The sequence below is a fragment of the Mycoplana sp. BE70 genome, assembly GCF_031455855.1.
In the GTDB taxonomy this organism is placed as follows: domain Bacteria; phylum Pseudomonadota; class Alphaproteobacteria; order Rhizobiales; family Rhizobiaceae; genus Mycoplana.
In genome coordinates, this window is the sequence record NZ_JAVDTM010000012.1 from 61,546 (window position 1) to 85,001 (window position 23,456).

Consider the following 23,456-nt stretch of genomic DNA (forward strand, 5'->3'; position numbering starts at 1 on the left):
ACAGAATTTTCCAAAAAGGAGTTGAACTGGGGGTGACCGCGCCCCGTCATCGCGAACCATGACAAAGGCGGATCAATAGGGCCTGATAGGCCGATTTCGATGTCCCGGTTGCCCAACGGCGGCCGGGATATTTTGTTTGTGGCCGACGACTTCAGATCAGGGAAGAAATTCCGTCATAGGCTAGCTTGAGGCCCGCCATCAGGGCCATCGTATACATGAAAGGATAGAACACCTCGGTCTTCATGCGCTTGACCAGGTAGCCGCCGGCGGCGGTCGCGGCCATGGCGAGGGGCGCAAGGGTTGCGGAGATTGTCAGGTTGGTCTTGTCGAGCTGTCCGAGCGCGAAGTAGGGGATGAGCTTCACGGCGTTCAGGATGGCGAAATAGCGCACGATCGCGCCCGTGTATTCGCGCGGCGGAAGCTTCAGCGGCAGGGCGTAGACCTGAAAAGGCGCGCCACCGGCATGCGCAACGAAGCTGCCATAACCGGCGAGCGTGCCGAAAAAGGCGGCCGGACCGACCCGCTGCGGCTTCGGCGGGATGATGATGCCGTGCCGCAGCCGCCATTGGCTGTGGAAGTAGCGCAGCGCAAAAAAGATGGTGATCGCGCCGATGATCAGACGCAGCGCATCGCGCGGAACATAGGCGGACGTCGCCCAGCCGAGTGCGACCCCGACGATGCCGCCCGGCAGCAGGAACTGGAGCGTGCGGCGGTCGTTGTGCTGGCGCCACATCCACAGCGAGACGATGTCGCTGATGACGAGGAGCGGCAGGAAGACCGCAGCCGCTTGCACCGGCGGAACCACCATGGCAAGGATGGGCACGCCCATCAGCGCCAGTGCCTCGCCCATCCCGCCTTTGGCAAGCCCGACGAGGATCACGGCGGGGACGGCGGCGAGATAGATGCTGGGGTCGATGGACATGCGGGCGATTGATCCAATGGTGCAACCGGTCTATCGGCTTTGGCTGGGCATTGCGAGAGGGGCTGTACTCTCCGAAGAGAATTCTGACGAAATGGATGTTCGATGACTGGAACCGAAAACCGCTGCCGCCTCATGCTGATCCTGCCTGAAGGAGAGGATATCGACGCGCGCCGGGTCATGCTGGAGGATGCACTGCGCGGGGGGGACGTCGCGTCGGTGGTGCTGCCCCAGTACGGATTGGAGGACGGCGTCTTCCAGATGCATGCCGAGGCGTTGGTGCCGGTGATCCAGCAAGCGGGTGCCGCAGCCCTGATCGCAGGGGACACGCGCGTCGCCGGACGCGCCAAGGCCGACGGTATTCATGTTGCCGGCGGGATCGAGGCATTGGCGGAGGCGATCGAGAAACATTCGCCGAAGCTGATCGTGGGTGGCGGCAATGCCAAGGACCGGCACATCGCGCTGGAAATTGGCGACCTCGCGCCGGACTATATCTTCTTCGGCAAGATCGGCGGCGACATCAAGCCGGAGCCGCATTCCAAGAACCTTGCGTTGGGCGAGTGGTGGGCCTCCATGGTCGAGGTTCCATGCATCGTCATGGGGGGAACCGATCCACAATCGGCGCTCGCGGTGGCGGAAACCGGAGCCGAGTTCGTCGCGCTTTGCCAGGCCGTGTTCGGCGAGCCCCGGAATGCTGCTCAGGTCGTTGCCTCGGTCAATGCGCTTCTCGACGAAAAAGCGCCACGGTTCGAGGATTAAAGGCGAGCGCATGAAGAGGGCTTCCGATCTTTGGTCATTGCGGTTGACGACGATTCTGTGCTGTGCGCTCGGCGCCGGCGCCCCGGTCACATATGCCGAAGAGTCGCCGAAGCCGACCGTGGCACAGGAGCCTGCCCCCGGAACATCGGGCGGAACGGGCGCTTCGGCGCCTGCGGCGGCCGGCGAAAGCGATCAGGCTGCTCCCGCCACGCCTCCCGGCGTCACCGATGGAAGCGGCACGGCAACTGCCGCACCTTCGAAAGCCCCGGAAGCCACTGACACCGAGACCGAGGCGCTGGACGGACCGGCGCCCGATCAGCGCACATCGCGACTTCTCGATCCTGCCGGCGGCGACCCCGCGGGGCGCATCTCGGCGAAGGGTGCGAATGATGCGGACAAGGAAAAGCAACTGCAGGGGCCCTCGGAGGGGTTGAGCGTCCTCGACCGCATGGGAGCACCGCTTCCGGACCTCCCAGCGGAAAAGACCTATACCGGCAAGCTGGACGAGGCCTATGGCGCCTATCAGCGCGGCTTTTACCTGACCGCGATGGATCTAGCCCTCCCACGCGCCCAGGGAGGCGACGCAGCCGCCCAGACGCTGGTGGCCGAGCTCTTCGATCAAGGCCTCGGCGTCAAGCGCGACCGCAAGGAGGCGGCCTTCTGGTACAAGCAGGCCGCCGAAGGCGACGACCCGGCCGGAATGTTCAAATATGCGCTGCTTCTGATCGAAGGCCGGATCGTTCCGCGCGAACGCAAGAAGGCGGACGAACTGATGAGGAAATCGGCCGAGGCGGGCAATCCTTCGGCACAATTCAACTATGCCCAGATGCTCGTTGCCGACAGCCCCGGCGAAAAGGGGCTCCGCGCGGCGATGCCCTACTACGAGAAGTCGGCCGAGCAGGGCATTGCCGATGCGCAATACGCCTTGGCGCAGATCTACACCAATCTCGCGAATCTGCCGCCGGAGAAGACCAAGCGTGCCCGTGAATGGCTGTTGCGCGCCGCACGCGCCGGATATGACACCGCCCAGCTCGACCTTGGCATCTGGCTCGTCAACGGGGTGGCGGGCGAGAAGGACTATGAGGCGGGCTTCAACTGGTTGAAGAAGGCGGCGGACGGCGGCAACGTCGTGGCGCAGAACCGGCTGGCCTATCTCTATATCAACGCGCTCGGAACGCGGCCGGATCCGATCGAGGCCGGCAAATGGTTCGTGCTGTCGCGCCGCGCCGGTCTGAACGACGATGGGCTGGAGGATTTCTATCTCGGCCTGACCGACGAACAGCAGAAGGCGGCGATCGCCGCGGCAAACAAGTTTCGGCCGCGCTGAAGGTCGGAGCATTGCGGCCGGCGAATGGCTGCGTTCCGCGCGCGAGGCTTGAACTTTTAAGGGATTTATGGTCTTGAGGCCGCATAGCCGGTTCGCGATCCCGTCAATTGCGCGGAGCCGGCGATTTTCTCTACGGAACTCTCATGAAAATCAACGGCAGCGAAATCAAGCCGGGCTATGTCATCGAGCACAATGGTGGTCTTTGGGCAGCGGTTAAAAGCACCACCGTCAAGCCTGGCAAGGGCGGGGCGTTCAACCAGGTCGAGTTGAAGAACCTGATCGATGGCACCAAGCTCAACGAGCGGTTCCGCTCGTCGGAGACGGTCGAGCGCGTCGAACTCGAGAAGAAGGACTTCCAGTTCCTGTTCGAGCAGGGCGACGGCCTCGTCTTCATGGATGTCGACACCTATGACCAGCTCGAACTGCAGAAGGAATTCGTCGGCGACCGCGCCGCCTTCCTGAAGGACGGGATGATGGTCACGGTCCAGCTCTACAACGACAAGCCGATCGGCATCTCGCTGCCCGACCAGGTCGTTCTGGCGGTGGCCGAGGCCGACCCGGTGGTGAAGGGGCAGACGGCGGCGTCGTCCTACAAGCCGGCGATCCTGGAAAATGGCGTACGTGTTCTTGTTCCGCCCTTTGTCGAGGCCGGGGAACGCATTCTCGTCGACACCAACGAGATCACCTATCTCCGCCGCGCCGATTGACACCGATATCCGCCGGCGGCGACAGTCAATGCCCGCCGGACTAATAACAAGGACAAGCCCCGATGGCTCGCTCAGCTCTTCTCAACGTCATGGTTCAGGCCGCATTCAAGGCCGGCAAGTCGCTCGCACGCGATTTCGGCGAGGTGCAGAACCTCCAGGTGTCGCTGAAGGGGCCGGGCGACTACGTTTCCCAGGCGGACCGCAAGGCCGAAAAGCTGATCCGCGATGAACTCCTCAAGGCCCGACCGACCTATGGCTTCCTGGGCGAGGAGAGCGAGGAGATCAAGGGAACGGACGGCGCGCACCGCTGGATCGTGGACCCGCTCGACGGCACGACCAACTTCCTGCACGGCATTCCCACCTTCGCATCCTCGATCGCGCTGGAACGCAACGGTGAGATCGTCGCAGCCGTCGTGCTCAACCCGGCAACGGACGAGCTCTACACCGCCGAAAAGGGCGGCGGCGCCTTCCTGAACGATCGCCGTCTGCGGGTCGCTGCGCGCAAGGAACTGTCGGACTGCGTCATCGGCTGCGGCGTGCCGCACCTTGGCCGCGGCAATCACGGCAAGTTCCTGATCGAGTTGCGCCATGCCATGGGCGAAGTGGCCGGTGTCCGCCGGATGGGGGCGGCCGCCCTCGATCTCGCCTTTGTCGCCGCCGGCCGTTTCGACGGCTTCTGGGAGCGCGACCTTTCGGCATGGGACGTCGCGGCCGGCATTTTGCTGATCCGCGAGGCTGGTGGTTTTGTCAGCGATCTGAACGGTGGCAATGCCATGCTCGAAACCGGCACGATCGTGGCCGGCAACGAACATATCCACAAGGCGCTTTCCGAGGTGCTGCATCGTCCGGTGCCGTCGCGATAGGAGGATTTCACGACCGGCGCCCGCACTCGCTCGCGGTTCCGCTCGTGCGGAAGCCGCGCCGCGCCGTCACGGCGCCCGGCAAACGCGCGCCGGGGGCGGGGTGCCGTCAAGGCTGTGCACTGTCCAACGTAAGGTTATGAGCAACCTCTTCAATTCGGCGCAATCTTCCTCTAGGCTTTCATCGTACTGAAGCAGGAGACGCGGGGATTATGGCAAAGCTGGCGCTGTCTGATTGGGAGGGGACGGCCGAGACCGGGGACGTCTATCCCCACAAACTGTCGAGTCCGATGCCGTTCTTCTGGACGATGGTGATCTTCCTGATCATCGTCGGCTTCGTCGCGGCGATCCTGTTTCGCCAGGCACATGCCGCCTTCGTCAGTAATCCCGGCCTCAATGGCCTGATTCTCGGCGTGCTTTTGATCGGCATCCTGCTCGTTTTCAGCCATGTGCTTTCGCTCCGGCCGGAAGTGCGCTGGTTCAATTCGTTCCGCGCCGCCGGCAGTGCCGAGAAGGTTGGCCGCGATCCCGTCCTGCTCGCGCCGATGCGGGCGCTGATCGGCAAGCATCATGCGATCGCGATCTCCACGACTGCGTTGCGCTCGATCCTCGATTCGATCGCCACCCGCCTGGACGAATCGCGCGACACGTCGCGCTATCTCATCGGCTTGCTGGTCTTTCTCGGCCTGCTCGGCACTTTCTGGGGGCTGCTCGGCACGATCGGCTCGATCAACACCGTCATCCAGTCGCTGGACGCCGGCGCCGGGACGGCAAACGACGTGCTGACAGTCTTGAAGGAGGGGTTGTCAGCGCCGCTTTCCGGCATGGGCACGGCGTTTTCGACCTCGCTGTTCGGCCTCTCCGGCTCGCTGATTCTCGGCTTTCTGGACCTGCAGGCGGGGCGCGCGCAAAATCGCTTCTACATGGAGCTGGAAAACTGGCTGTCGTCGGTCACCGACGTTTCCTCGGAGCTGTCGCCCAACCTGGCTGCCGATAGCGGCGATGCGGCGGATATCAAGGCGCTCGCCGAGCAGATCCTGAAGCTCTCCCAGGACGGCGGACACAGCCGCTCGACTGCGGCCATGGCAAGCCTTGCCGAGGGTATCCAGGGTCTCGTCAAGAACATGCGCAGCGAGCAGCAGATGCTGCGCGACTGGATCGAAGGGCAGCAGGACGAGGCCAAGGCCCTGCGCCGAACGCTCGACCGGTTGGCGGCGCGGACCAATGGCGAACGTTCCTCCGATCGGGGCCATGACAACGAGCGGCTGCGCGACCAGGCCGGAGGCGAATGACCCATGGCGCTCGCCCGCAACCGCCGCTCGCAACGGGCCGTCGACTACTGGCCGGGCTTCGTCGACGCCCTTTCGACGCTGCTGCTCGCCATCATGTTCCTGCTGTGCGTATTCGTGCTCGCCCAGTTCTTCCTGAGCCGCGAGATCACCGGCAAGGATGAGGTTCTCAACCGACTGACGAGCCAGGTCAACGAACTGACCCAACTGCTGGCGCTGGAAAAAAGCGGCAAGCAGGATCTCGAGGACACACTGGTCAATCTGCAGGCCTCGCTGGCGGAATCCGAAGGCGAGCGTTCGCGGCTGCAACAGATGCTGAACCAAGGCGCCGGCGCATCGGACGCCGCCAACGCCCGGGTCGCGGGCCTCAATGAATCGCTCGACGCCGAAAAGCAGGTGAGCGCACGCGCGATGAGCCAGATCGAACTGCTCAACCAGCAGATCGCGGCACTTCGGAGCCAGATCGCGGCGGTCGAGGGTGCGCTGCAGGCCTCGGAAGCCAAGGATCAGGCTTCGCAGGCGAAGATCGCCGATCTCGGCCGTCGTCTCAACGTCGCGCTTGCACAGCGGGTTCAGGAGCTCAATCGCTATCGGTCCGATTTCTTCGGGCGCCTGCGGGAAATTTTGTCCGACCGCGAGAACATCCGCATCGTCGGCGATCGCTTCGTGTTCCAGTCCGAGGTGCTGTTCCCGTCCGGCAGCAGCGAACTGAACCCCGACGGCCAGACGGAAATGGCCAAGCTCGCCACCGCACTGCTCGACCTGGCCAAGGAAATCCCGCCGGAAATCAACTGGGTGCTGCGCGTCGACGGCCATACCGACAACGTGCCGCTGTCCGGCTTCGGGAGATACGCAGACAACTGGGAGCTCTCCTCGGCGCGCGCGACTTCCGTCGTCAAGTTCCTGATTTCCAGGGGCGTCCCCGCCGATCGCCTTGTCGCCGCCGGCTTCGGCGAATTCCAGCCCTTGGCACCCGGCGAAAGCGAGCAGGCCCGCGCAACCAACCGGCGGATCGAACTGAAACTGACGGAAAAGTAACGTGGGGCGGACCTGCCTTCCGGTTGAGGAGGGGGGTACGCCTGCAGCGGTCCGGAACTACGTAGCAAATGCTACCAACGTCCGCTTCTGGCCCGAAGCGGCTGTTGCGGAACTGATCCGGGTATGTCCGAGATGGGGTGAAAAGCTGACTATCTCCTTCTGACGCAGCAGGTCGAAAAGCAGACACTCGGTGATCGGCCAATATGGTGCTATCAGGGGACAGGCCACCATTGGACTGAGGCCCTTGAGGCAGAGATTGTGAGGGTGACTAAACCGTAGACCAATTTGCCACGCGCCCATCTGAGATCGTTGTGTCGTACCGCTCGATGAACTTCAACATTTTCTCTTTGTCGGTATAAGTCTGTGCCCACTTTGCCGCACCGTCTGCAACGGCCAACATTAGTAGATAGAGGTTGAACGGCTTGGGCAGACGCAGGTCTAATTGTGCCATTGAGGGGGCCCTTCCGATGTAAGGCGCTATGGAAGACACCTTCCCAGCGAGGACCTGTCGCGATGCGAGGTTGGTCATGTGAAGAATCGAGTTTCGAAATTCCCAGACCTCAACCGCGCTTATACCGATTGGCGTGAGGTCTACATATGTGTCCAGCCAGTCAGTGAAATTGCCGCGGACGTCGCCATGTTCCACAAAAGCGAGCGTATCGACGCACGACATAAGCAACTTTGCCGATGATACATGGTGGCCCGCGTTGAAAAGCAACTTGATAGCTTTGAAATAGTCGTCGTTGAGCAGTTCGGCCAAGTAGAAATTATTTTCTCGCACGTATGTGACCAAATAGTCTGGGACTGATCCACGTCCTTCAATCTGTGTCACGACGTCGCCGCGAAGCGGGCTCGTGGAAACCTGTTGATTTACAGTTGGCACGCCGTCGACAACTGACGTCACGCAATAAATTACCGCGCGAGGTGCTCTAAAGTGACAGAACGCCTCCTCAAAATAGTGAGTCACTTCGCTAAAGCGTTGCGCCGCAATCCACTCATCGGGGGTGAAGGTCCGTTCGAAATCAAAACGCTTGGCGTTCGTGTGGTCGGTCTCAACGTTGGCTAGCAAGTGTTTTAGTTTGGCCTCGTCACTGCCCGCTAGACGGTGATGGCGGGCACCATATTGCCGAGCTACTCCCTGATCAAAATAAACAAAAATGTTGAAGGCGCGTTCCTCGAACATCGACGCTCATTTTTCTGGCTAATTATCAAGTTGTTGTACAATTTTGCGCTGTACTATTACTGATTGCAACGCGGATCGCCAAGGTTTGCCCCGATAAGTTTTTCCTTCCCCGCGGCACGAGAGCGAGCGGCTACATTCACTATTTAAATCATTTGGCACGGCCTGGCGGTGGATTTCAGGACACCGCGAGTACGATCAGATTGGTTGGAATGTGGCTTGCCGGTCTTGCCCTACGGCAGCTTTCAGGAATTCTTAATGTGGCTCAAACGACCGAAATGAGGTCGCAAAGCGGCCTTCATTAGCGCTTAGAGATGTGCCTACTGTTGGCGCAAAGCCGCCATCGCCGCTTTTCCCCTTGCACCCGCCTCGCTTCGCTTGGTGAGGCTTGCCGTTTGGCGGGCAGGTTCTACCGCGCCGCGGCCGCCAGTTCGCCGGCGCCGTCGTCGAATTGCAGGCGCGCCAGCTTGGCATAGAGCCCGCCATGGCGAACGAGGGACTGGTGGGTGCCTTCCTCGACGATACGGCCATGGTCCATGACGAGGATCCGGTCGGCCTTCAGCACGGTCGCAAGCCGGTGGGCGATGACGATGGTCGTGCGATGGCCCATCAATCCGTCCAGCGCCTTCTGCACGAGCTTCTCGCTCTCGGCGTCGAGCGCGGAGGTCGCTTCGTCGAGGAGAAGCAGCGGGGCGTCCTTCAGGATTGCTCGTGCAATCGCGATGCGCTGCCGCTGCCCGCCCGAGAGCGTGATGCCGCGCTCGCCGACCATCGTGTCGAAGCCGTGGTCAAGCCGGTTGATGAATTCTTCCGCCTGTGCGGCCTCGGCGGCGGCGCGGACCCGTTCCGGTGAGGCGCCCGGTAGGCCGAAGGCGATGTTGTCGGCAATCGTGGAGGCGAAGATCGTCACGTCCTGCGGCACGACGGCGATGCGGCTGCGGACCTCTTCGGGATCGGCCGAGCGCAGGTCGACGCCGTCGAGTGTCACCGTTCCGCTGGTGGGGTCGTAGAAGCGCAGGATCAGCGACAGGATCGTGCTCTTGCCGGCGCCAGAGGGGCCGACGACCGCCACCGTCTCACCCGGCCTGATCGAGAACGTCAGACCATTGAGGCTGCGATAGCCGGGGCGCGAGGGATAGGCGAAATGCACGTCGGAAAAGTCGAGCGCGCCGCGCGGGGGGACGGGAAGGGCGGTCGGATGCGCGGGGGCGGTGATCGCCGGCTTCTCGTCGAGAAGTTCGGTCAGGCGCTCCGCAGCGCCGGCGGCCTGGGACAGTTCGCCCCAAACCTCAGAGAGCGAGCCGAGACTGCCGGCGGCAAAAACCGAGTAGAGCAGGAACTGGCCGAGCGTGCCGGCGGAGATGTTGCCGGAGAGGACGTCCTGGGCGCCGAACCAGAGGACAGCCACGACGCTGCCGAACACCATGGCGATGGCAAAGCCGGTCAGGAGCGAGCGGGCGAGGATAGCCGAGCGGGCCGCACCGAAGGCGGTTTCAACAGCGTCACCGAAGCGGTTGCGCGCGGACTGCTCCGCGTTGAACGCCTGTACCGTGCGCGCCGCGCCGATCGCCTCGCCGGCGTAGGCCGAGGCGGAGGCAAGCGTGTCCTGCGCCTGGCGCGAGCGGCGGCGCACCGAGCGGCCGAAGGCGACCAGCGGGAAGACGATGATCGGGATTGCTGCCAGCACCAGGCTCGAGAGCTTGGGGCTCGTGTAGATCATCATGGCGATCGCGCCGAGGCAAAGGATCAGGTTGCGCAGCGCCACCGACGCTGTCGCCCCCACGGCGGACTTGATCTGGGTCGCGTCTGCGGTCAGGCGCGAGACGATCTCGCCGGACTGGTTCTGGTCGAAGAAGGCGGGCGACAGACGCGTCACATGATCGAACACGTCGCGGCGCAGGTCAGAGACGATGCGTTCGCCGAGCGTGATGACGAAATAGTAGCGAAAGGCGCTTGCGAGCGCCAAGAGGATCGCCAGCGCCGCCAGCATCATGAAGTAGGTGTCGATGAAACCGGCATCGGATCCGGAGAAGCCGTGGTCGATCATCCGCCGCACGGCCATCGGCAGCGCCAGCGTGGTGACGGCGGCGGCAACCAGGGCGACGAGGGCGCCGGAGACGAGGCCGCGGTAGCGGGTGAGATAGGGGCCAATCGCTGCGAGCGGTCGGAGCGATTTGCGTTCGGTCTTGCGCTCCGCGCCGGCCTCGGGTTCTTTGCTCACGTTTACCTCATTTCCGGTACGTTGCGGCAGGAATTATCTTTCGGCTCTTGTTATCCCGCCGGCCTTCATGTATAGGCTCGCCATCGAATTGGGAAGCCGCTGGCCTATCGGTCGCGGCTTCATTTACGTCTTTGGCCCGGCTGCCGCAACCGATTGCGACAAATGGTCTCCGGAACCTGCAGGAAGATTGTCATGAAGGCTGATATCCATCCCGACTACCACACCATCAAGGTCGTCATGACCGACGGTACCGAGTACGAAACCCGTTCGACCTGGGGCACCGAAGGCGCGGTCATGAACCTCGAAATCGACCCGAAGTCGCACCCGGCCTGGACCGGCGGCAACCAGCAGCTTATGGACCGCGCCGGCCGCGTTTCCAAGTTCAAGAAGCGCTTCGAAGGCCTCGGCCTCTAAGTCGATCCGCTTTAGCGATTTTCGAAGCCCGGGTTTGCCCGGGCTTTTTTGTTGCCCGCTTTCACCTGCGACCGCGTCCGGACAACAAAAAACCCGGCTGATGGCCGGGTTGCGGTTGCCTTCGGTGAGCCGAGAGCGGTCAGTTGTTGCCAAAAGCCGTGTGCAGCAGGTTGATCTGTGCCTGGACGCTGTTCTGGTTGTCCGGCACGAAGGTCTGGACGTCCTGGGGGCGATACATTTCGCGGTCGAGCAGGGCGACGCGATTCTGCAGACGCAGCGAGCGCTCTATCAGGTCGCGGAAGGATTCCGGCAGCTCGTTCCAGCCCGGCGCCGCGCGATCGACGTTGAAGCCGTCCAGACGCACCTTGCTTTTTTCCGAGAGCACCTGGTCGCGCGTCATCTCGCCATTGTTCACGGCGCGCTGCAGCAGCAGCCAGGAGGCCATCTGCATCAGCCGGGTCGTCAGCCGCATGGATTCGGCGGCGTAGAGAACGGATGCCATGCGCGGCAGAACCTTGGCAGCCTGGCGGCCCGGGCCGTCGAGGTAGCTAGCCGTTTCCTCCACCAGCCCCATGCCTTCGGCGTACAGGTTCTTGAACTGCGACGACGTCGCGACGTGACCGGCGAAGCTGACGGTATTCAGTCCTCTATCAGACATGGCCCCATTATCCTGTTTAACGCGATCACGATTAAGATGCCACGACGCTCGGAGAAGTGTTCCGCTGGGTCGTTTTCATGCGGGCAGAATGTTCTCATAGCCGATTTCCCGCAAGCACGATCTTAAGAAAGGGTTAATCTCCACAATTCTTTACAGCATTGCGAGACAGCGGGAAAGCACGCAAAAAAAGAGCCGCGGGAAGCGGCTCTCAAGGTAAAACAGGGAGAAAATCAGACCCATTCCCCAAGCGGCGAAAATGTCTGAATCCGGAAAAGTCCGGATACACGATTAATAGCGCATGATGCTTAATGGCCAGTTAACCGTATCGCCGGACTCGTGTTGATCGTTTCGGCCGGAGCAGAATTGTTAACGAAACAGTTTTTCAGCCGCCGAGCGGCTCGCCCCTTTCCGGATCTTCTCTTCCTCGAGGCGTGCGATCTCCTCTTTGAGCAGCGCGATGCGGTTTGCCAACTCGTCGACCGAAAGCAGCGACAGATCGCTGCCGATCTCGTGTGCCAGCTTTTTGACGGGCCTGTCGTCATCAGACATGCTCATTTTCCATCCTCCGTTGTCGGGTGCGAACCCGTGTCCTGACTTGCGCGCGGCGAGAGACGCAGGCTTTCCGGTGTCGTCAGCGTGCCGGGATTTGTAAAGGCCTCACGGGCGACCGCGGGAAGGGCGGCCCGGCGGCGGCTGCGGAAGATCGCGTAGGCCGAGATCAAGAGGTGTGCGGCGAAGGTGACGAGGAACAACGCATAAGGACCGACCGTCGACATCACCGGGCCGCCGAGGGTCGGGCCAATGATCGTGCCGATGCCGTAGAGCAGCAGCAGGCCGCCGGACACCTTTACGAAATCCTCCGGGCTGGCGAAGTCGTTCGCATGGCTGACGGCGATCGGGTAGAGCGCATTCGCCGCTGCGCCATAGAGCGCGATGACGATCAACAGAGGGGTGACGGAGGCGGGCTGCAGAACGAACATGAAAAGTCCCGACGCGGCAGCGACGGCCGAGAGTGCGGCCAGCACGTAGCGGCGGTCGACCCGGTCGGAAACGCGGCCGGCCGGCAGTTGCATGACGGCGCCCGCGAAGATCGTGACGCTCATCATCAGTGCGATCGAGCTCGCCGTCAGCCCGGCCTCGGCACCGAAGACGGCGCCGAGCGTGCCGAAGGCGCCGTTGGCGATACCGATCAGCACGATGCCGACGCAGGCCACTGGCGAGGTGCGGAACAACGCCGGTATGTCCAGCCGGACCTGCTTCAGCGGCTGGGGGGAGGCGGCAGTCGACAGCGTCGTCGGCAGCATCGCCAGGCAGTAGAGGATGCCCGCGACCATGAAGAGGATCGGCGTGCCGATATCGCCGAGCGGCACCATCATCTGGCCGCCGACCACGCCGAAGAGGGTGATGGCGACGTAAAGCGAAAAGATCGCGCCACGGCTTTCGTTCGTCGCCCGCTCGTTCAGCCAGCTCTCGATGATCATCGAGGTGCCGGCGATGGAAAAGCCCGTGACGGCACGCAGCGCCACCCACCAGATCGGATCCACGAGGATACCGGTCAAAAGCGCGATGATGGCGATCAGCGAGGCGAAGCCGGAAAAGGCCCGCACGTGGCCGATGCGCTTGACGATCTTGGGCGCCAGCAGGCAGCCGAGCACGAAGCCGCTCGCCCAGGACGTACCGAGCAGGCCGAGAAGGGTGGTCGCATAGCCCTCATGGGCGCCGCGCATCGGCAGCAGCAGGCCATGAAGGCCGTTGCCGAGGAAGAGGAACAGGGTGCCGAGCAAAAGCGCGAAGACGGAAAGGAGATTTTTTCGCATCGAGTATCCCTGAAGCCTGCGACCGGAACGACTATGCAGACAAGCACATGATTTCCAAAGCCGAATCTTGACGAGAATCAAGTCGGCCTGGTTGCGCCGTCGCGATGGCAACCCACGGCTTGGAAAAGTGTCCGCCTTGTGACAGGAAGCGATAAAAGGGAACATGTCATGTCGAAAGTTCTGCCGCTTCTTCTCCTCGTCGCCATGGCACTTCATCTGCTGCGCCCGCTTGGGCTGCCCGGCCTGCGGCGACGCCGAGACTTCTGGAAGATCGCCGTCGGCGCGATCGCGCTGATGATGCTGACGGTACTGGTCCGGCCTTAAAGGCGAGGTCATCCAAGCGCCCCGGCTGCGAGCCGTGCGCGGATGCTGGTGGTTCCGCTATTTTCGGGGAGCAACTTGCCGGGCTGATCTTGTTCGGTTGCTGATGCGCTGCTGGCCGGCCGCATCTGCCCCTGCCGCATCTGCGAATCAAAGAGGGCCGCCCTTCGGCGGCCCTCCATGAGGTTTGGCCCTGTGTGACAGGCCCGGACCGATGGGTCCGAGGAAGGTGGGACTCAGAACGAGGGCTGCCTCGCTGCTGCCACCACAATTCCCAGTGCCGTCACGAGGTCCGAAATCTCATTAGACATTGGATCACCTTCCTTTCTGTTCGTTGACGTTACCCGACATGTAGGTCGCAGGCGGGTAAACGCAAGGCCGCTTGCGCATTTTGCAGCCGTTCGCTGCAGTCAGGCTGCGCTTTCCATCTCCTTCTTCCATTCGCCCTTGGCGGCAAGACTGCACATTTTTGCCCGGTGGACGAAGGCGCGCTGGCCGGCGGCGACATTCTCCGGCTTGCCGCCCCAGGCGGCAAGCGCCTCGGCTTGCAAGGCACGGCCATAGGAAAATGTCAGTTTCCAGGGATGATGACCCAGGGCATTGATGGCCGATAGGTGGGCGGTCGCCTCTTCGGTAGACTGCCCGCCGGAAAGGAAGGCAATGCCGGGTACCGCTGCCGGCACGGTGCGTTTCAGCACGCGCATGGTGCGCTCGGCAACCTCCTCGATGGACGCCCCTCGCGCCTTCTTGCCGTCAATGACCATGGAGGGCTTGAGGATCATGCCCTCGAGGCGGACGCGCTGGCCGGCCAGTTCCTCGAAGGTGATGCGCAGCGTTTCCTCGGTCACGTCCTGTGAGCGCAGGATGGAATGGTCGCCCGGCTCGCCGTCCATCAAGACTTCGGGCTCGACGATCGGCACGATGCCTGCCTGCTGGCAGAGGGCGGCGTAGCGGGCGAGGGCATGGGCATTGGCCTTGATCGCGCCGTAGCTCGGAAGCACGTCGGAGACGGCGATGACGCCGCGCCACTTGGCGAAGCGCGCGCCGGCCTCGCGGTATTTCGCCAGCCGGTCGGCAAGGCCGTCGAGCCCCTCCGTGATCTTCTCGCCGGGGAAGTTTGCCATCGGCTTGGCGCCGGTGTCGACCTTGATGCCGGGGATTGCGCCGGCGGCGCGGATGATCTCGGTCAGCGGCCGGCCGTCGGAGGCCTTTTGGAACAGGGTCTCCTCGTAGAGGATGACGCCGGAAATGAAAGAGCGCATCGCCTCTTCGGCGGAAAACAACATCTGGCGGTAGTCGCGCCGGGAGGCCTCGGTGGATTCGACGCCGATGCTGTCGAGGCGTTTCTTGATGGTGGCGGTGGATTCGTCGGCGGCAAGCAGGCCTTTGCCGGTCGCGACTATGGCGGCAGCAATGTCTTCCAGTCTCTCGCTCATGCTTTTCTCCCTTGCCTCACGGCATTGATCTTGTTTCCTCTCCTGTCCTTCTGCATCGGCAGCCATTTGCGGCCGCACCTTTCGCCATCTTCGGCCAGCGCAGGTGGGGCGTCAACGAAAATGGCCCCCTCCCTTGGGTGGAGGGGGCCATGTCTATTGACCAGTGATGTAGCTGAGCGTTGGAGGCTGGTTGCGACTCTTGCTCCTTCGTCATGCCGGACCTGATCCGGCACCCAGCGCGCTCAAGTCCTTGGGCGCGGAAGGAGTCTCGCATGCCGCAGACGCGGGGTGGTTGGATCCCGGCTCAAGGCCGGGATGACGGAGCGGTTGGGAGCCGTCCGCGGTCTACTTCTGCTGCAGCACATCGACGCCCGGCAGCGGCTTGCCTTCCATCCATTCCAGGAAGGCGCCGCCGGCGGTGGAAACGTAGGTGAAGTCGTCGGCAACGCCAGCATGGTTGAGGGCTGCGACCGTGTCGCCGCCGCCGGCGACCGAGATCAGCGCTCCTTCCTTCGTGCGGGCGGCAGCGTGTTTGGCCGCTGCAACCGTGGCCGCGTCGAAGGGGGCAATCTCGAAGGCGCCGAGCGGGCCGTTCCAGACGAGCGTCTGCGCGCGCGAGATCCAGGCCTTGACCGTCTCGATCGACCTCGGACCGACGTCGAGCACCATGGCGTCGGCGGGGATCGCGTCGATCGCGACGGTCTCGTTGTCCGCGCCCGCCTTGAATTCGCGGGCGACGACACCGTCTTCCGGCAGGATGATGGCGCAGCCGGCGGTCGCAGCCTCGATCATGATCTGCTTGGCAGTGTCGGCGAGGTCATGCTCGCAAAGCGACTTGCCGACATTGGTGCCACGGGCGGCGAGGAAGGTGTTGGCCATGCCGCCGCCGATGACAAGCGCGTCGACCTTCTTCACGAGGTTCATCAAGAGGTCGATCTTGGTGGAGACCTTGGCGCCGCCGACGATTGCCACGACCGGGCGCTTCGGATTGCCGAGGCCCTTTTCCAGCGCCTCGAGCTCGGCCTGCATGGTGCGGCCGGCATGGGCGGGAAGCAGGCGGGCGAGGCCTTCGGTCGAGGCATGGGCGCGGTGGGCGGCGGAGAAGGCGTCGTTGACATAGATGTCGCCGTTGGCGGCAAGCGCCTTGGTGAACTCGGCGTCGTTCTTTTCCTCGCCCGCGTGGAAGCGGGTGTTCTCCAGAAGCAGGATGTCGCCGTCCTTCATTGCGTCAACGGCGGCCTTGGCGTGGTCGCCGATGCAGTCCTGGGCGACGGCGACCGGCTTGCCGAGCACGTCCTTCACGGCCGAAACGATCTGCGAGAGCGACTGGTCGGCGACCGGTTGACCCTTCGGGCGGCCGAAATGGGCGAGCAGGATAACCTTGGCGCCCTTCTTCGACAGTTCGAGAATCGTGGGGGCGACCCGCTCGATGCGCGTTGCGTCGGTGACCTTGCCGTCCTTGACGGGGACGTTGAGGTCGACGCGGACGAGCACGCGCTTTCCGGCGATGTCGTTGAGGTTGTCTAGGGTCTTGAAGGTCATGGCACCGCTCCTCGAATTCTGGGCCGAAAGCACCGCGCGCCGAACGCGCAAAATCGCTGCAATATACGTTTCGGAGTGTCCCACCTTCAATCCAGTCGGCGGGATGTATCTGGACAAGCTGATGGTGAACCAGCTTTGCCATGGGGCTCTTGGAGCAACGGTCGCATCTTCGCCGTCATGCCGGACTTGATCCGGCATCCAGCGCGCTCAAGTCTTGAGCGCAAGATAAACTTCCGCGCCGCAGACGCGACGCAACTGGACCCGGATCAGATCCGGGGTGACGGAGGGTAGATGGCGCCTCAACACCAAGCGCCGTGTCACGGACGACACCCGGACATCTGCCCGGGTGTCGTCCGACTTGCCTTAGATCAGCTTGCCGAGCGCAACCGCGGTGTCGGACATGCGGTTCGAGAAGCCCCACTCGTTGTCGTACCAGGAGAGGACGCGGACGAGGTTGCCCTCGAGAACCTTCGTCTGGTCGGCGGCGAAGCTCGACGAATGGCTGTCGTGGTTGAAGTCGATCGAAACGAGCGGGCCGGTGACGTAGTCGAGGATGCCCTTCAGTTCGCCTTCGGCGGCGGCCTTGATGGCGCCGTTGACTTCCTCGGCGGTGACGTTGCGCTTCGGCACGAACTTCAGGTCGACGACCGAGACGTTCGGGGTCGGAACGCGGATCGAGGAACCGTCGAGCTTGCCCTTCAGTTGCGGCAGCACGAGGCCGACGGCCTTGGCGGCACCGGTGGAGGTCGGGATCATCGACAGCGCCGCAGCGCGGGCGCGGTAGAGGTCCTTGTGCATGGTGTCGAGGGTCGGCTGGTCACCCGTATAGGCGTGAACCGTCGTCATGTAGCCCTTCTCGATGCCGAAGGCCTTGTCGAGAACGTAGGCGACCGGCGCCAGGCAGTTCGTCGTGCAGGAGGCGTTCGAGATGACGAGGTCGTCCTTGGTCAGCGTGTTGTGGTTGACGCCGTAGACGATGGTCTTGTCGGCGTTGTCGCACGGGGCCGAGACGATGACGCGCTTGGAACCGTTGGCGAGATGAGCGGCTGCCTTTTCCTTCGTCGTGAAAAGACCCGTGCATTCCAGCGCGATGTCGACGTCGCCCCAGGGCAGTTCCTTCGGGTCGCGGATGGCGGTGACACGGATCGGACCGCGGCCGACGTTGATCGTGTCGCCATCGACGGTGACGGTGTGCGGGAACCGGCCGTGAACCGAATCGTAACGCAGCAGGTGAGCGTTGGTCTCGACCGGGCCGAGGTCGTTCAGGGCGACGACTTCGATGTCGGTGCGGCCGGATTCGATGATGGCGCGGAGCACGTTGCGGCCGATGCGGCCAAAGCCGTTGATGGCAACTTTTACGGTCATTTCAGGACTCTCCCTGTCAAATGTTGATATGCAAAAAGGCCGGCGCGCAGGGGATGCGCGCCGGCCGACGATCAGGCCAGCTTGGCTTCCGCCGCGGCGACCACCGCTTCAGGCGTGATGCCGAAATGCTGGTAGAGTTCCTTGTAGGGGCCGGACGCGCCGAAGGTGCTCATGCCGATGAAGGTGCCATCGGAACCAATGATGTGATCCCAGCCCTGGCGGATGCCGGCCTCGACGGCGATCTTGACCGGCGAATTGCCGATGATCGCCTTCTGGTACTCTTCCGGCTGCTCGTAGAACAGCTCGAAGCAGGGGACGGAGACGACGCGGGTGGCCACGCCCTTGGCCGTCAGCGCCTCGCAGGCCTTAACTGCGATCTCGACCTCGGAGCCGGTGGCGAAGATCGTCACCTTGGCGTCGGCGGCGGAGATCAGGTCGTAGGCGCCCTTGGCGCAGAGGTTCTGCTCCTCGAACTCGGTGCGGACCGCCATCAGGTTCTGGCGGGTCAAAGCCAGGCCGGAGGGGCGGTGCTTGTTTTCCAGCGCCAGCTGCCAGCACTCGGCCGTCTCGGTGGCGTCGGCCGGGCGGAACATCAAGAGGTTCGGAATGGCGCGCAGGGCGGCCATGTGCTCGACCGGCTGGTGCGTCGGGCCGTCCTCGCCGAGACCAATCGAGTCGTGGGTCAGGACGTGGATGACGCGGATGCCCATCAGCGCGGCAAGACGGATCGACGGACGGCAGTAGTCCGAGAAGATCAGGAAGCCGCCGGAATAGGGGATCAGGCCGCCGTGCAGGGCCATGCCGTTCATGGCAGCCGCCATACCGTGCTCCCGCACGCCCCAGTGGATGTAGCGGCCGGAGAAGTCGTCCGGCGTGATCGACGCGGTCTGGCTGGTCTTGGTGTTGTTGGAGCCGGTCAGGTCGGCCGAGCCGCCGATCGTTTCCTTCAGCACGCCGTTGATGACTTCGAGGGCGTCCTCAGAGGCCTTGCGGGTCGCGGGCGAGGGCTTCGTCTCGGCGAGCTTCTTCTTGTACTCGACGATGGCCGAACCCAGGCCGCTTTCCAGTTCGCCGGCAAAGCGGCGGACAAACTGTACGCGCTTCTCGGCGTCGGCCTTTTCCAGGCGCTCCTGCCATTCCTTGTGCGCCTTGGTCGAGCGCAGGCCGGCGAGGCGCCAGGCGTCGAGCACGTCGGAGGGAACGACGAAAGCTTCGGATTCCCAGTTGAGCGCCTTGCGGGTGGCGGCGATCTCGTCGGCGCCAAGCGGGGAGCCGTGGACCTTGTGGGTGCCGGCCTTGTTCGGGGCACCGAAGCCGATCGTCGTCTTGCAGGCGATCATGGTCGGCTTGTCGGACTTCTGCGCCTGCTCGATGGCGGCGGCGATCGCCTCCGGGTCATGGCCGTCGACGGCGATCGTGTTCCAGCCGGAGGCGCGGAAGCGGGCGTGCTGGTCGGTGCTGTCGGCGATCGAGATCGGGCCGTCGATCGAAATGTTGTTGTCGTCCCAGAACACGATCAGCTTGTTGAGCTTCAGGTGGCCGGCGAGCGAGATCGCCTCCTGGCTGATGCCCTCCATCAGGCAGCCGTCGCCGGAAAGCACGTAGGTATAGTGCTCCATCAGCTCGGAACCGAACTCGTCGCGCAGCTTGCGCTCGGCGATTGCCATGCCGACGGCATTGGCGATGCCCTGGCCGAGCGGACCGGTGGTCGTCTCGATGCCGGCGGCGTGGCCATATTCCGGGTGGCCGGCGGTCTTGGCGCCGAGCTGGCGGAAATTCTTGATCTCGTCGATCGTGATGTCCTCATAGCCGGTGAGGTAGAGGAGCGAATAGAGCAGCATCGAGCCGTGGCCGGCCGACAGCACGAAACGGTCGCGGTTCGGCCAGGACGGCGCCTTCGGATCGAAGGTCATGAAGCGGGTGAAAAGCACCGTTGCGATGTCCGCAGCGCCCATCGGCAGGCCGGGGTGGCCGGAGTTTGCCTTCTCCACGGCGTCCATGGAAAGGAAGCGAATAGCATTCGCCATCCGGTCGTGTTTTTCGCGAGAGATCATGACTGTTCCAAATCAATCGGGGTGTCGGGGCCGATGCCTGCTGGGGCACCGGGCAGAGAGCGGCTGACACATAGCAGGTGCGCTGCGGGAGTCAACGAATTGAGCCGCTTTCGCCGCCTTTTGCGGCAATTTGCCGGCGGAAAAGGCAAAGCCGGAAAGGTCGCTCGGGACCATCTGTTGCACTGCAATAAACCCCTCATCCACAGTCGAACACATCGCCGCTTCGCCGCGCGGTTGACGCTGGCGCTCAGTGTTGAATAGTGTCAAGTCCTTGAAGCAGGCGACAGCCAGCTCGATTCGACAGCTACACTTGATGTGCCGGTGAAGGCGTTATGGCGGCAGGAGAGACAGTCCGGACGGCGATCGAACAGTTGCGCAAGGCTTTGGCAGGCCTCGACAACGCACTGGAGATGCGCTTCGACCGTGAGCGGAATCACGGCGAGATCGAGAGCGAGGTTCGGCGCGTCAACACGGATCGCTCCCGCCTCGCACAGGAGCTTGACGAGTCGGAATTTCGGGCGAACCGCCTCGAAGAGGTCAATCGCGAGGTTTCCCGTCGGCTGGTGACCGCGATGGAGACGATCAGGGCGGTGCTCGACCGCTGATGGGACGCATACGGCGATCCTCTAAAGCATGTCTCCCGAAAGTGGAAACCGGTTTCGGGACAAAGACATGCGAAAAAACAAGGATCTAAAGTGTGGCAAGCGGATCTGAAAGATCGCGACACGCTTTAGGAAGCAACACGGGAACATCCGATGGCGCAGGTAACGGTGTTGATCGACGGCAAGGCCTATCGCATGGCCTGCGAGGAAGGGCAGGAGCAGCATCTGACCGATCTTGCCTCCGGTTTCGATCGCTATGTCGGCCATCTGAAGGGGCAGTTCGGCGAGATTGGCGATCTGCGCCTCACCGTGATGGCCGGTATCATGGTGATGGATGAACTGAGCGAAGTCACGCGTCGGCTGCAAGCCCTGGAGGCGGAACTCGCCGGATTGCGGCGCGAGCGGGAAAATGCGCTGGCCGACATCTCGCATGAAGAGGAAACGATCGCCCAGGCGCTCGGCGAACTGACGAGCCAGATCCAGGGGATGACAGCGAAGCTGACGGGTCGGCCACCCGCCAACTAGACGCGTCCAGTGTTTGCGGCCTCGTCAAACTGTTATCCGCACCCGCTGAGTGACCGGACAATAGCCAGGCTATAGCTTCCCGCAACGACCAGTCCGACATCGAGCGAAACACACTGGCGGACAGGGCCGATTCATCCTATATCTACTAGGCGGTCTGCGCTTCCCGACAGGTAACCACAATCCCCGGGGCCATACACGATCTCAAGGGAGCTGTCCCTGACCGGGCCCGTGGGTCCGGATATACGGCGCCCACCTACTTTGTAGGCACCCGGGATCGTAAAAAATACCATCGGTCGTCGTGGATCGCGCTCTTCTCTTGCATTGTTTTGATCGCTTGTCGCGTCGTTGGGCCTCCAGCGTCGCTACCGGTAGCCGCTTGTGAGCCATGACTTCGTTGTTGCTCGATGCCCCGTTTTCGCAAGGGGCCCGAAGACAGCTTTCGTATCGTATTACCAATATATAGCATTGATTTTGCGGAATTTTTCCTCTCAAAATTTTCCGTTCCGCTGCAAATGTTAACCGTAAGGTAACCAGCATGGCGGATGTATGACACAATTTGTTTCTGCTCATGATGAGCGCTTTCCATCATTTATGGGTACCGCAATGACCAGCATTCATACGAATGCGGGGGCGATCGCTGCGCTTCAGACGTTGCGCGCCCTCGACAGCAACTCGCAGAAGGTACAAGGCCAGGTCAGCACCGGCATGCGGATTGCAGTCGCTTCCGACAACGCTGCCTATTGGTCGATCTCGACGACGATGCGCTCGGACAACATGGCGCTGTCGGCGGTTTCGGATGCGCTCGGACTGGGTGCGGCGAAGATCGACGCGGCCTATGCCGGGATGGAGGCGGTTGTCGACGTGCTGCAGATGTTCAAGGCGAAGTTGGTTGCGGCGAGTGAAGATGGCGTGGATAAGGCGAAGATCCAGCAGGAGCTTGAGCAGTTTAAGAACCAGATTCTTTCGATTGCGCAGTCCTCGTCCTTCAATGGAGTGAACTACCTGTCGACGGACATCGAGGACATCTACGATTCCCAGATGAACGCGGCGACCGTCGTCTCCGCGTATGTTCGCGACAGCGAAAACGCAGTGTCGGTCGAAAAGACCTCCTTCAAGCTCTTAGACATCTCGCTGTTTAACTCCACCGGCGGCGGTCTGCTGCAAAAAGACCCACGTGATGTGAAGAACATCGGCGGCATAAGGGTTTGGGAATACAGATCCAGTGAGGCCGTGAAGTGGGAAGGATGGAGCGATCAGTACAAGCAATCCGGCGCTAACGCCTCCATCAATATTCCCTACACGCTACCGCTTAGTTTCGACGCGCCGGGTGCCGAGATCAGGTTCAAGATCACCGTCGACGCGGATAATCCCGCGCAGGGGCTGCCAGGACCGCTGGAGCCCGGGCAGACAACGGAAATTATCATCGACCGTTCTATCGTTGACGCGGCGCTTCCGGCGGCGAACGGAGTGATTTCGACGCATGACGACTATGCGAAGGTGCTGGAAGAAGCGCTGACCTTCTTTGGGGCGGCGGCAAGCGCCAGGGCCAATACATACTACCCGCCCTTTCCTTTTCTGGTCCAGAAATCGATCGATATTTCCACGGACGATTCACTCGGCCTTCCTGGCACATATGTCGGTATCACCGATTTCACCAGTAATGTCGGCGCTCAGGATATAAACGGCTTGTCTAGCTGGGGGCGGGGCGGGTGGAGTTTGCCGCTATCGTTTAAGCCTTTCGTTGTCTATGAGGAATCCCTCATATCCTTCAATTTCAGCCTGAATGGGGCGGCGCCGACCAGCCACAGTTTTGATCGGGAATACGTCAACAGTCTGCTCGGAATCGATGATGGCAAGATTCGAACGCCTGAAGACATGGTCACTCTTCTGCAGTCACTGATTGGGCAACCGGGCCTCCAGATAGAGGTATCTGGTAGCGGGGTGCTGGTGCGAACCGATCCGGCGGTCCACCGAGCGGCCGGTTCCGGCACGTCGCTTGGCTTCAGCAACATTCACTACAATCTGGAGCCGCTGCCAGACATCAACCTGATGGACATCGACATCGTTAACGGCTCCCGACCGCTTGAGGAAGACATCGATTACATCGAGGCTGTTCTCGGACGGGTGACAAATGGGGCTTCAATTCTGGGGTCGATCAAGAGCCGCATCGAATTTCAGACCGAATTCTCCAAAAAGATGCATGACGTGATCGACGGGAGCATCGGTCGCCTTGTCGATGCCGACATGAACGAGGCCTCGACGCGCCTCAAGGCGGTGCAGGCGCAGCAGCAGCTTGCGGTGCAGTCGCTATCGATCGCCAATTCAAGTTCGGAAGGTATCATGCAGCTGTTCCGTTGATGCGGGTCAGATCATGTGTCTCGACCTCAAAGCAAAAACGGCCGCCTCAAGGGCGGCCGTTGTG

General features: G+C 62.4%; 21 protein-coding genes, 1 other RNA gene and 1 pseudogene. 13 read left to right on the forward strand and 10 right to left on the reverse strand.

Going from position 1 to position 23,456, the window contains the following annotated elements; genetic code table 11:
- Positions 1 to 151: 151 nt before the first annotated feature.
- On the reverse strand, positions 152 to 922 hold the full coding sequence (locus J2Y48_RS20445; protein WP_310421723.1) for a sulfite exporter TauE/SafE family protein: 771 nt from the start codon (positions 920 to 922) through the stop codon (positions 152 to 154).
- A gap of 102 nt (positions 923 to 1,024) precedes the next feature.
- On the opposite strand from J2Y48_RS20445, the gene J2Y48_RS20450 reads away from it, so the two are divergent.
- From J2Y48_RS20450 to J2Y48_RS20475, 6 genes are all read left to right on the forward strand, one after another.
- On the forward strand, positions 1,025 to 1,678 hold the full coding sequence (locus J2Y48_RS20450) for a thiamine phosphate synthase (protein WP_310421726.1): 654 nt from the start codon (positions 1,025 to 1,027) through the stop codon (positions 1,676 to 1,678).
- Between the two features lie 10 nt (positions 1,679 to 1,688).
- Positions 1,689 to 3,005 (forward strand): sel1 repeat family protein, encoded by a 1,317-nt coding sequence (locus tag J2Y48_RS20455; RefSeq protein WP_310421730.1) that lies wholly within the window; start codon positions 1,689 to 1,691, stop codon positions 3,003 to 3,005.
- Positions 3,006 to 3,148: 143 nt separating this feature from the next.
- Entirely contained in the window at positions 3,149 to 3,712 is a 564-nt protein-coding gene (efp, locus tag J2Y48_RS20460) for an elongation factor P (protein ID WP_310421732.1), read from the forward strand.
- 62 nt (positions 3,713 to 3,774) lie between these two features.
- Positions 3,775 to 4,575 (forward strand): inositol monophosphatase family protein, encoded by an 801-nt coding sequence (locus J2Y48_RS20465; RefSeq protein ID WP_310421735.1) that lies wholly within the window; start codon positions 3,775 to 3,777, stop codon positions 4,573 to 4,575.
- Between the two features lie 209 nt (positions 4,576 to 4,784).
- A complete protein-coding gene (locus tag J2Y48_RS20470; protein WP_310421738.1) occupies positions 4,785 to 5,864 on the forward strand; it encodes a MotA/TolQ/ExbB proton channel family protein in 1,080 nt (359 codons plus the stop codon).
- Between the two features lie 3 nt (positions 5,865 to 5,867).
- Positions 5,868 to 6,899 carry a peptidoglycan -binding protein gene (locus J2Y48_RS20475; protein WP_310421741.1) on the forward strand — a complete coding sequence of 344 codons (1,032 nt, stop codon included), beginning with the start codon at positions 5,868 to 5,870 and terminating at the stop codon, positions 6,897 to 6,899.
- A gap of 268 nt (positions 6,900 to 7,167) precedes the next feature.
- Here J2Y48_RS20475 and J2Y48_RS20480 read toward each other — a convergent pair whose 3' ends face one another.
- Positions 7,168 to 8,082, reverse strand: coding sequence for a hypothetical protein (locus J2Y48_RS20480; RefSeq protein ID WP_310421745.1), 915 nt, complete (start codon positions 8,080 to 8,082; stop codon positions 7,168 to 7,170).
- Between the two features lie 406 nt (positions 8,083 to 8,488).
- A complete protein-coding gene (locus tag J2Y48_RS20485) occupies positions 8,489 to 10,300 on the reverse strand; it encodes an ABC transporter transmembrane domain-containing protein (RefSeq protein ID WP_310421748.1) in 1,812 nt (603 codons plus the stop codon).
- Positions 10,301 to 10,492: 192 nt separating this feature from the next.
- On the opposite strand from J2Y48_RS20485, the gene rpmE reads away from it, so the two are divergent.
- Complete coding sequence (gene rpmE / locus J2Y48_RS20490; protein ID WP_310421752.1) at positions 10,493 to 10,714, forward strand: 50S ribosomal protein L31; 222 nt, start codon at positions 10,493 to 10,495, stop codon at positions 10,712 to 10,714.
- Between the two features lie 139 nt (positions 10,715 to 10,853).
- Here rpmE and J2Y48_RS20495 read toward each other — a convergent pair whose 3' ends face one another.
- The 3 genes from J2Y48_RS20495 to J2Y48_RS20505 all read right to left on the reverse strand — a co-directional run bounded on the left by J2Y48_RS20495 (position 10,854) and on the right by J2Y48_RS20505 (position 13,189).
- Positions 10,854 to 11,372 carry a DUF1465 family protein gene (locus J2Y48_RS20495; RefSeq protein ID WP_310421755.1) on the reverse strand — a complete coding sequence of 173 codons (519 nt, stop codon included), beginning with the start codon at positions 11,370 to 11,372 and terminating at the stop codon, positions 10,854 to 10,856.
- 366 nt (positions 11,373 to 11,738) lie between these two features.
- Positions 11,739 to 11,927, reverse strand: a complete 189-nt coding sequence (locus tag J2Y48_RS20500; RefSeq protein WP_310421759.1) for a DUF1192 domain-containing protein — start codon at positions 11,925 to 11,927, stop codon at positions 11,739 to 11,741.
- Positions 11,924 to 13,189, reverse strand: coding sequence for an MFS transporter (locus tag J2Y48_RS20505; RefSeq protein ID WP_310421762.1), 1,266 nt, complete (start codon positions 13,187 to 13,189; stop codon positions 11,924 to 11,926). Before J2Y48_RS20505 ends, J2Y48_RS20500 begins: the two co-directional genes overlap by 4 nt.
- A 168-nt stretch (positions 13,190 to 13,357) precedes the next feature.
- Here J2Y48_RS20505 and J2Y48_RS20510 point away from each other — a divergent pair, with 168 nt between their 5' ends.
- The gene (locus tag J2Y48_RS20510; RefSeq protein ID WP_310421765.1) at positions 13,358 to 13,513 is read left to right on the forward strand and encodes a hypothetical protein; all 156 of its coding nucleotides are present in this window, start codon (positions 13,358 to 13,360) and stop codon (positions 13,511 to 13,513) included.
- Between the two features lie 407 nt (positions 13,514 to 13,920).
- Here J2Y48_RS20510 and J2Y48_RS20515 read toward each other — a convergent pair whose 3' ends face one another.
- The 4 genes from J2Y48_RS20515 to tkt all read right to left on the reverse strand — a co-directional run bounded on the left by J2Y48_RS20515 (position 13,921) and on the right by tkt (position 19,907).
- A complete protein-coding gene (locus J2Y48_RS20515; protein WP_310421768.1) occupies positions 13,921 to 14,946 on the reverse strand; it encodes a class I fructose-bisphosphate aldolase in 1,026 nt (341 codons plus the stop codon).
- Positions 14,947 to 15,291: 345 nt separating this feature from the next.
- Entirely contained in the window at positions 15,292 to 16,488 is a 1,197-nt protein-coding gene (locus J2Y48_RS20520) for a phosphoglycerate kinase (RefSeq protein ID WP_310421771.1), read from the reverse strand.
- Between the two features lie 363 nt (positions 16,489 to 16,851).
- Positions 16,852 to 17,853, reverse strand: coding sequence for a type I glyceraldehyde-3-phosphate dehydrogenase (gene gap, locus J2Y48_RS20525; protein WP_310421773.1), 1,002 nt, complete (start codon positions 17,851 to 17,853; stop codon positions 16,852 to 16,854).
- 71 nt (positions 17,854 to 17,924) lie between these two features.
- Positions 17,925 to 19,907 carry a transketolase gene (gene tkt, locus J2Y48_RS20530; RefSeq protein ID WP_310421777.1) on the reverse strand — a complete coding sequence of 661 codons (1,983 nt, stop codon included), beginning with the start codon at positions 19,905 to 19,907 and terminating at the stop codon, positions 17,925 to 17,927.
- Positions 19,908 to 20,239: 332 nt separating this feature from the next.
- Between tkt and J2Y48_RS20535 the strand changes: the two genes are divergently transcribed.
- From J2Y48_RS20535 to J2Y48_RS20555, 5 genes and pseudogenes are all read left to right on the forward strand, one after another.
- Entirely contained in the window at positions 20,240 to 20,512 is a 273-nt protein-coding gene (locus tag J2Y48_RS20535; protein WP_310421780.1) for a DUF4164 domain-containing protein, read from the forward strand.
- A 150-nt stretch (positions 20,513 to 20,662) separates the two neighbouring features.
- Positions 20,663 to 21,034, forward strand: coding sequence for a cell division protein ZapA (locus tag J2Y48_RS20540; protein WP_310421783.1), 372 nt, complete (start codon positions 20,663 to 20,665; stop codon positions 21,032 to 21,034).
- Between the two features lie 148 nt (positions 21,035 to 21,182).
- Positions 21,183 to 21,343: non-coding RNA, 6S RNA (ssrS, locus tag J2Y48_RS20545), on the forward strand.
- Positions 21,344 to 21,637: 294 nt separating this feature from the next.
- Positions 21,638 to 22,030: pseudogene (locus J2Y48_RS20550) on the forward strand (flagellin); the annotation flags it as partial.
- Positions 22,031 to 23,083: 1,053 nt separating this feature from the next.
- A complete protein-coding gene (locus J2Y48_RS20555; protein ID WP_405030271.1) occupies positions 23,084 to 23,392 on the forward strand; it encodes a flagellin in 309 nt (102 codons plus the stop codon).
- The last annotated feature ends 64 nt before the right edge of the window (positions 23,393 to 23,456 follow it).

Bases quoted from the DNA above. Each gene is read 5' to 3' on its own strand.
- J2Y48_RS20445 (WP_310421723.1), bottom strand. From the start codon at position 922: ATGTCCATCGACCCCAGCATCTATCTCGCCGCCGTCCCCGCCGTGATC.
- J2Y48_RS20450 (WP_310421726.1), top strand. From the start codon at position 1,025: ATGACTGGAACCGAAAACCGCTGCCGCCTCATGCTGATCCTGCCTGAA.
- J2Y48_RS20455 (WP_310421730.1), top strand. From the start codon at position 1,689: ATGAAGAGGGCTTCCGATCTTTGGTCATTGCGGTTGACGACGATTCTG.
- efp (WP_310421732.1), top strand. From the start codon at position 3,149: ATGAAAATCAACGGCAGCGAAATCAAGCCGGGCTATGTCATCGAGCAC.
- J2Y48_RS20465 (WP_310421735.1), top strand. From the start codon at position 3,775: ATGGCTCGCTCAGCTCTTCTCAACGTCATGGTTCAGGCCGCATTCAAG.
- J2Y48_RS20470 (WP_310421738.1), top strand. From the start codon at position 4,785: ATGGCAAAGCTGGCGCTGTCTGATTGGGAGGGGACGGCCGAGACCGGG.
- J2Y48_RS20475 (WP_310421741.1), top strand. From the start codon at position 5,868: ATGGCGCTCGCCCGCAACCGCCGCTCGCAACGGGCCGTCGACTACTGG.
- J2Y48_RS20480 (WP_310421745.1), bottom strand. From the start codon at position 8,082: ATGTTCGAGGAACGCGCCTTCAACATTTTTGTTTATTTTGATCAGGGA.
- rpmE (WP_310421752.1), top strand. From the start codon at position 10,493: ATGAAGGCTGATATCCATCCCGACTACCACACCATCAAGGTCGTCATG.
- J2Y48_RS20495 (WP_310421755.1), bottom strand. From the start codon at position 11,372: ATGTCTGATAGAGGACTGAATACCGTCAGCTTCGCCGGTCACGTCGCG.
- J2Y48_RS20500 (WP_310421759.1), bottom strand. From the start codon at position 11,927: ATGAGCATGTCTGATGACGACAGGCCCGTCAAAAAGCTGGCACACGAG.
- J2Y48_RS20505 (WP_310421762.1), bottom strand. From the start codon at position 13,189: ATGCGAAAAAATCTCCTTTCCGTCTTCGCGCTTTTGCTCGGCACCCTG.
- J2Y48_RS20510 (WP_310421765.1), top strand. From the start codon at position 13,358: ATGTCGAAAGTTCTGCCGCTTCTTCTCCTCGTCGCCATGGCACTTCAT.
- J2Y48_RS20515 (WP_310421768.1), bottom strand. From the start codon at position 14,946: ATGAGCGAGAGACTGGAAGACATTGCTGCCGCCATAGTCGCGACCGGC.
- J2Y48_RS20520 (WP_310421771.1), bottom strand. From the start codon at position 16,488: ATGACCTTCAAGACCCTAGACAACCTCAACGACATCGCCGGAAAGCGC.
- gap (WP_310421773.1), bottom strand. From the start codon at position 17,853: ATGACCGTAAAAGTTGCCATCAACGGCTTTGGCCGCATCGGCCGCAAC.
- tkt (WP_310421777.1), bottom strand. From the start codon at position 19,907: ATGATCTCTCGCGAAAAACACGACCGGATGGCGAATGCTATTCGCTTC.
- J2Y48_RS20535 (WP_310421780.1), top strand. From the start codon at position 20,240: ATGGCGGCAGGAGAGACAGTCCGGACGGCGATCGAACAGTTGCGCAAG.
- J2Y48_RS20540 (WP_310421783.1), top strand. From the start codon at position 20,663: ATGGCGCAGGTAACGGTGTTGATCGACGGCAAGGCCTATCGCATGGCC.
- J2Y48_RS20555 (WP_405030271.1), top strand. From the start codon at position 23,084: ATGGACATCGACATCGTTAACGGCTCCCGACCGCTTGAGGAAGACATC.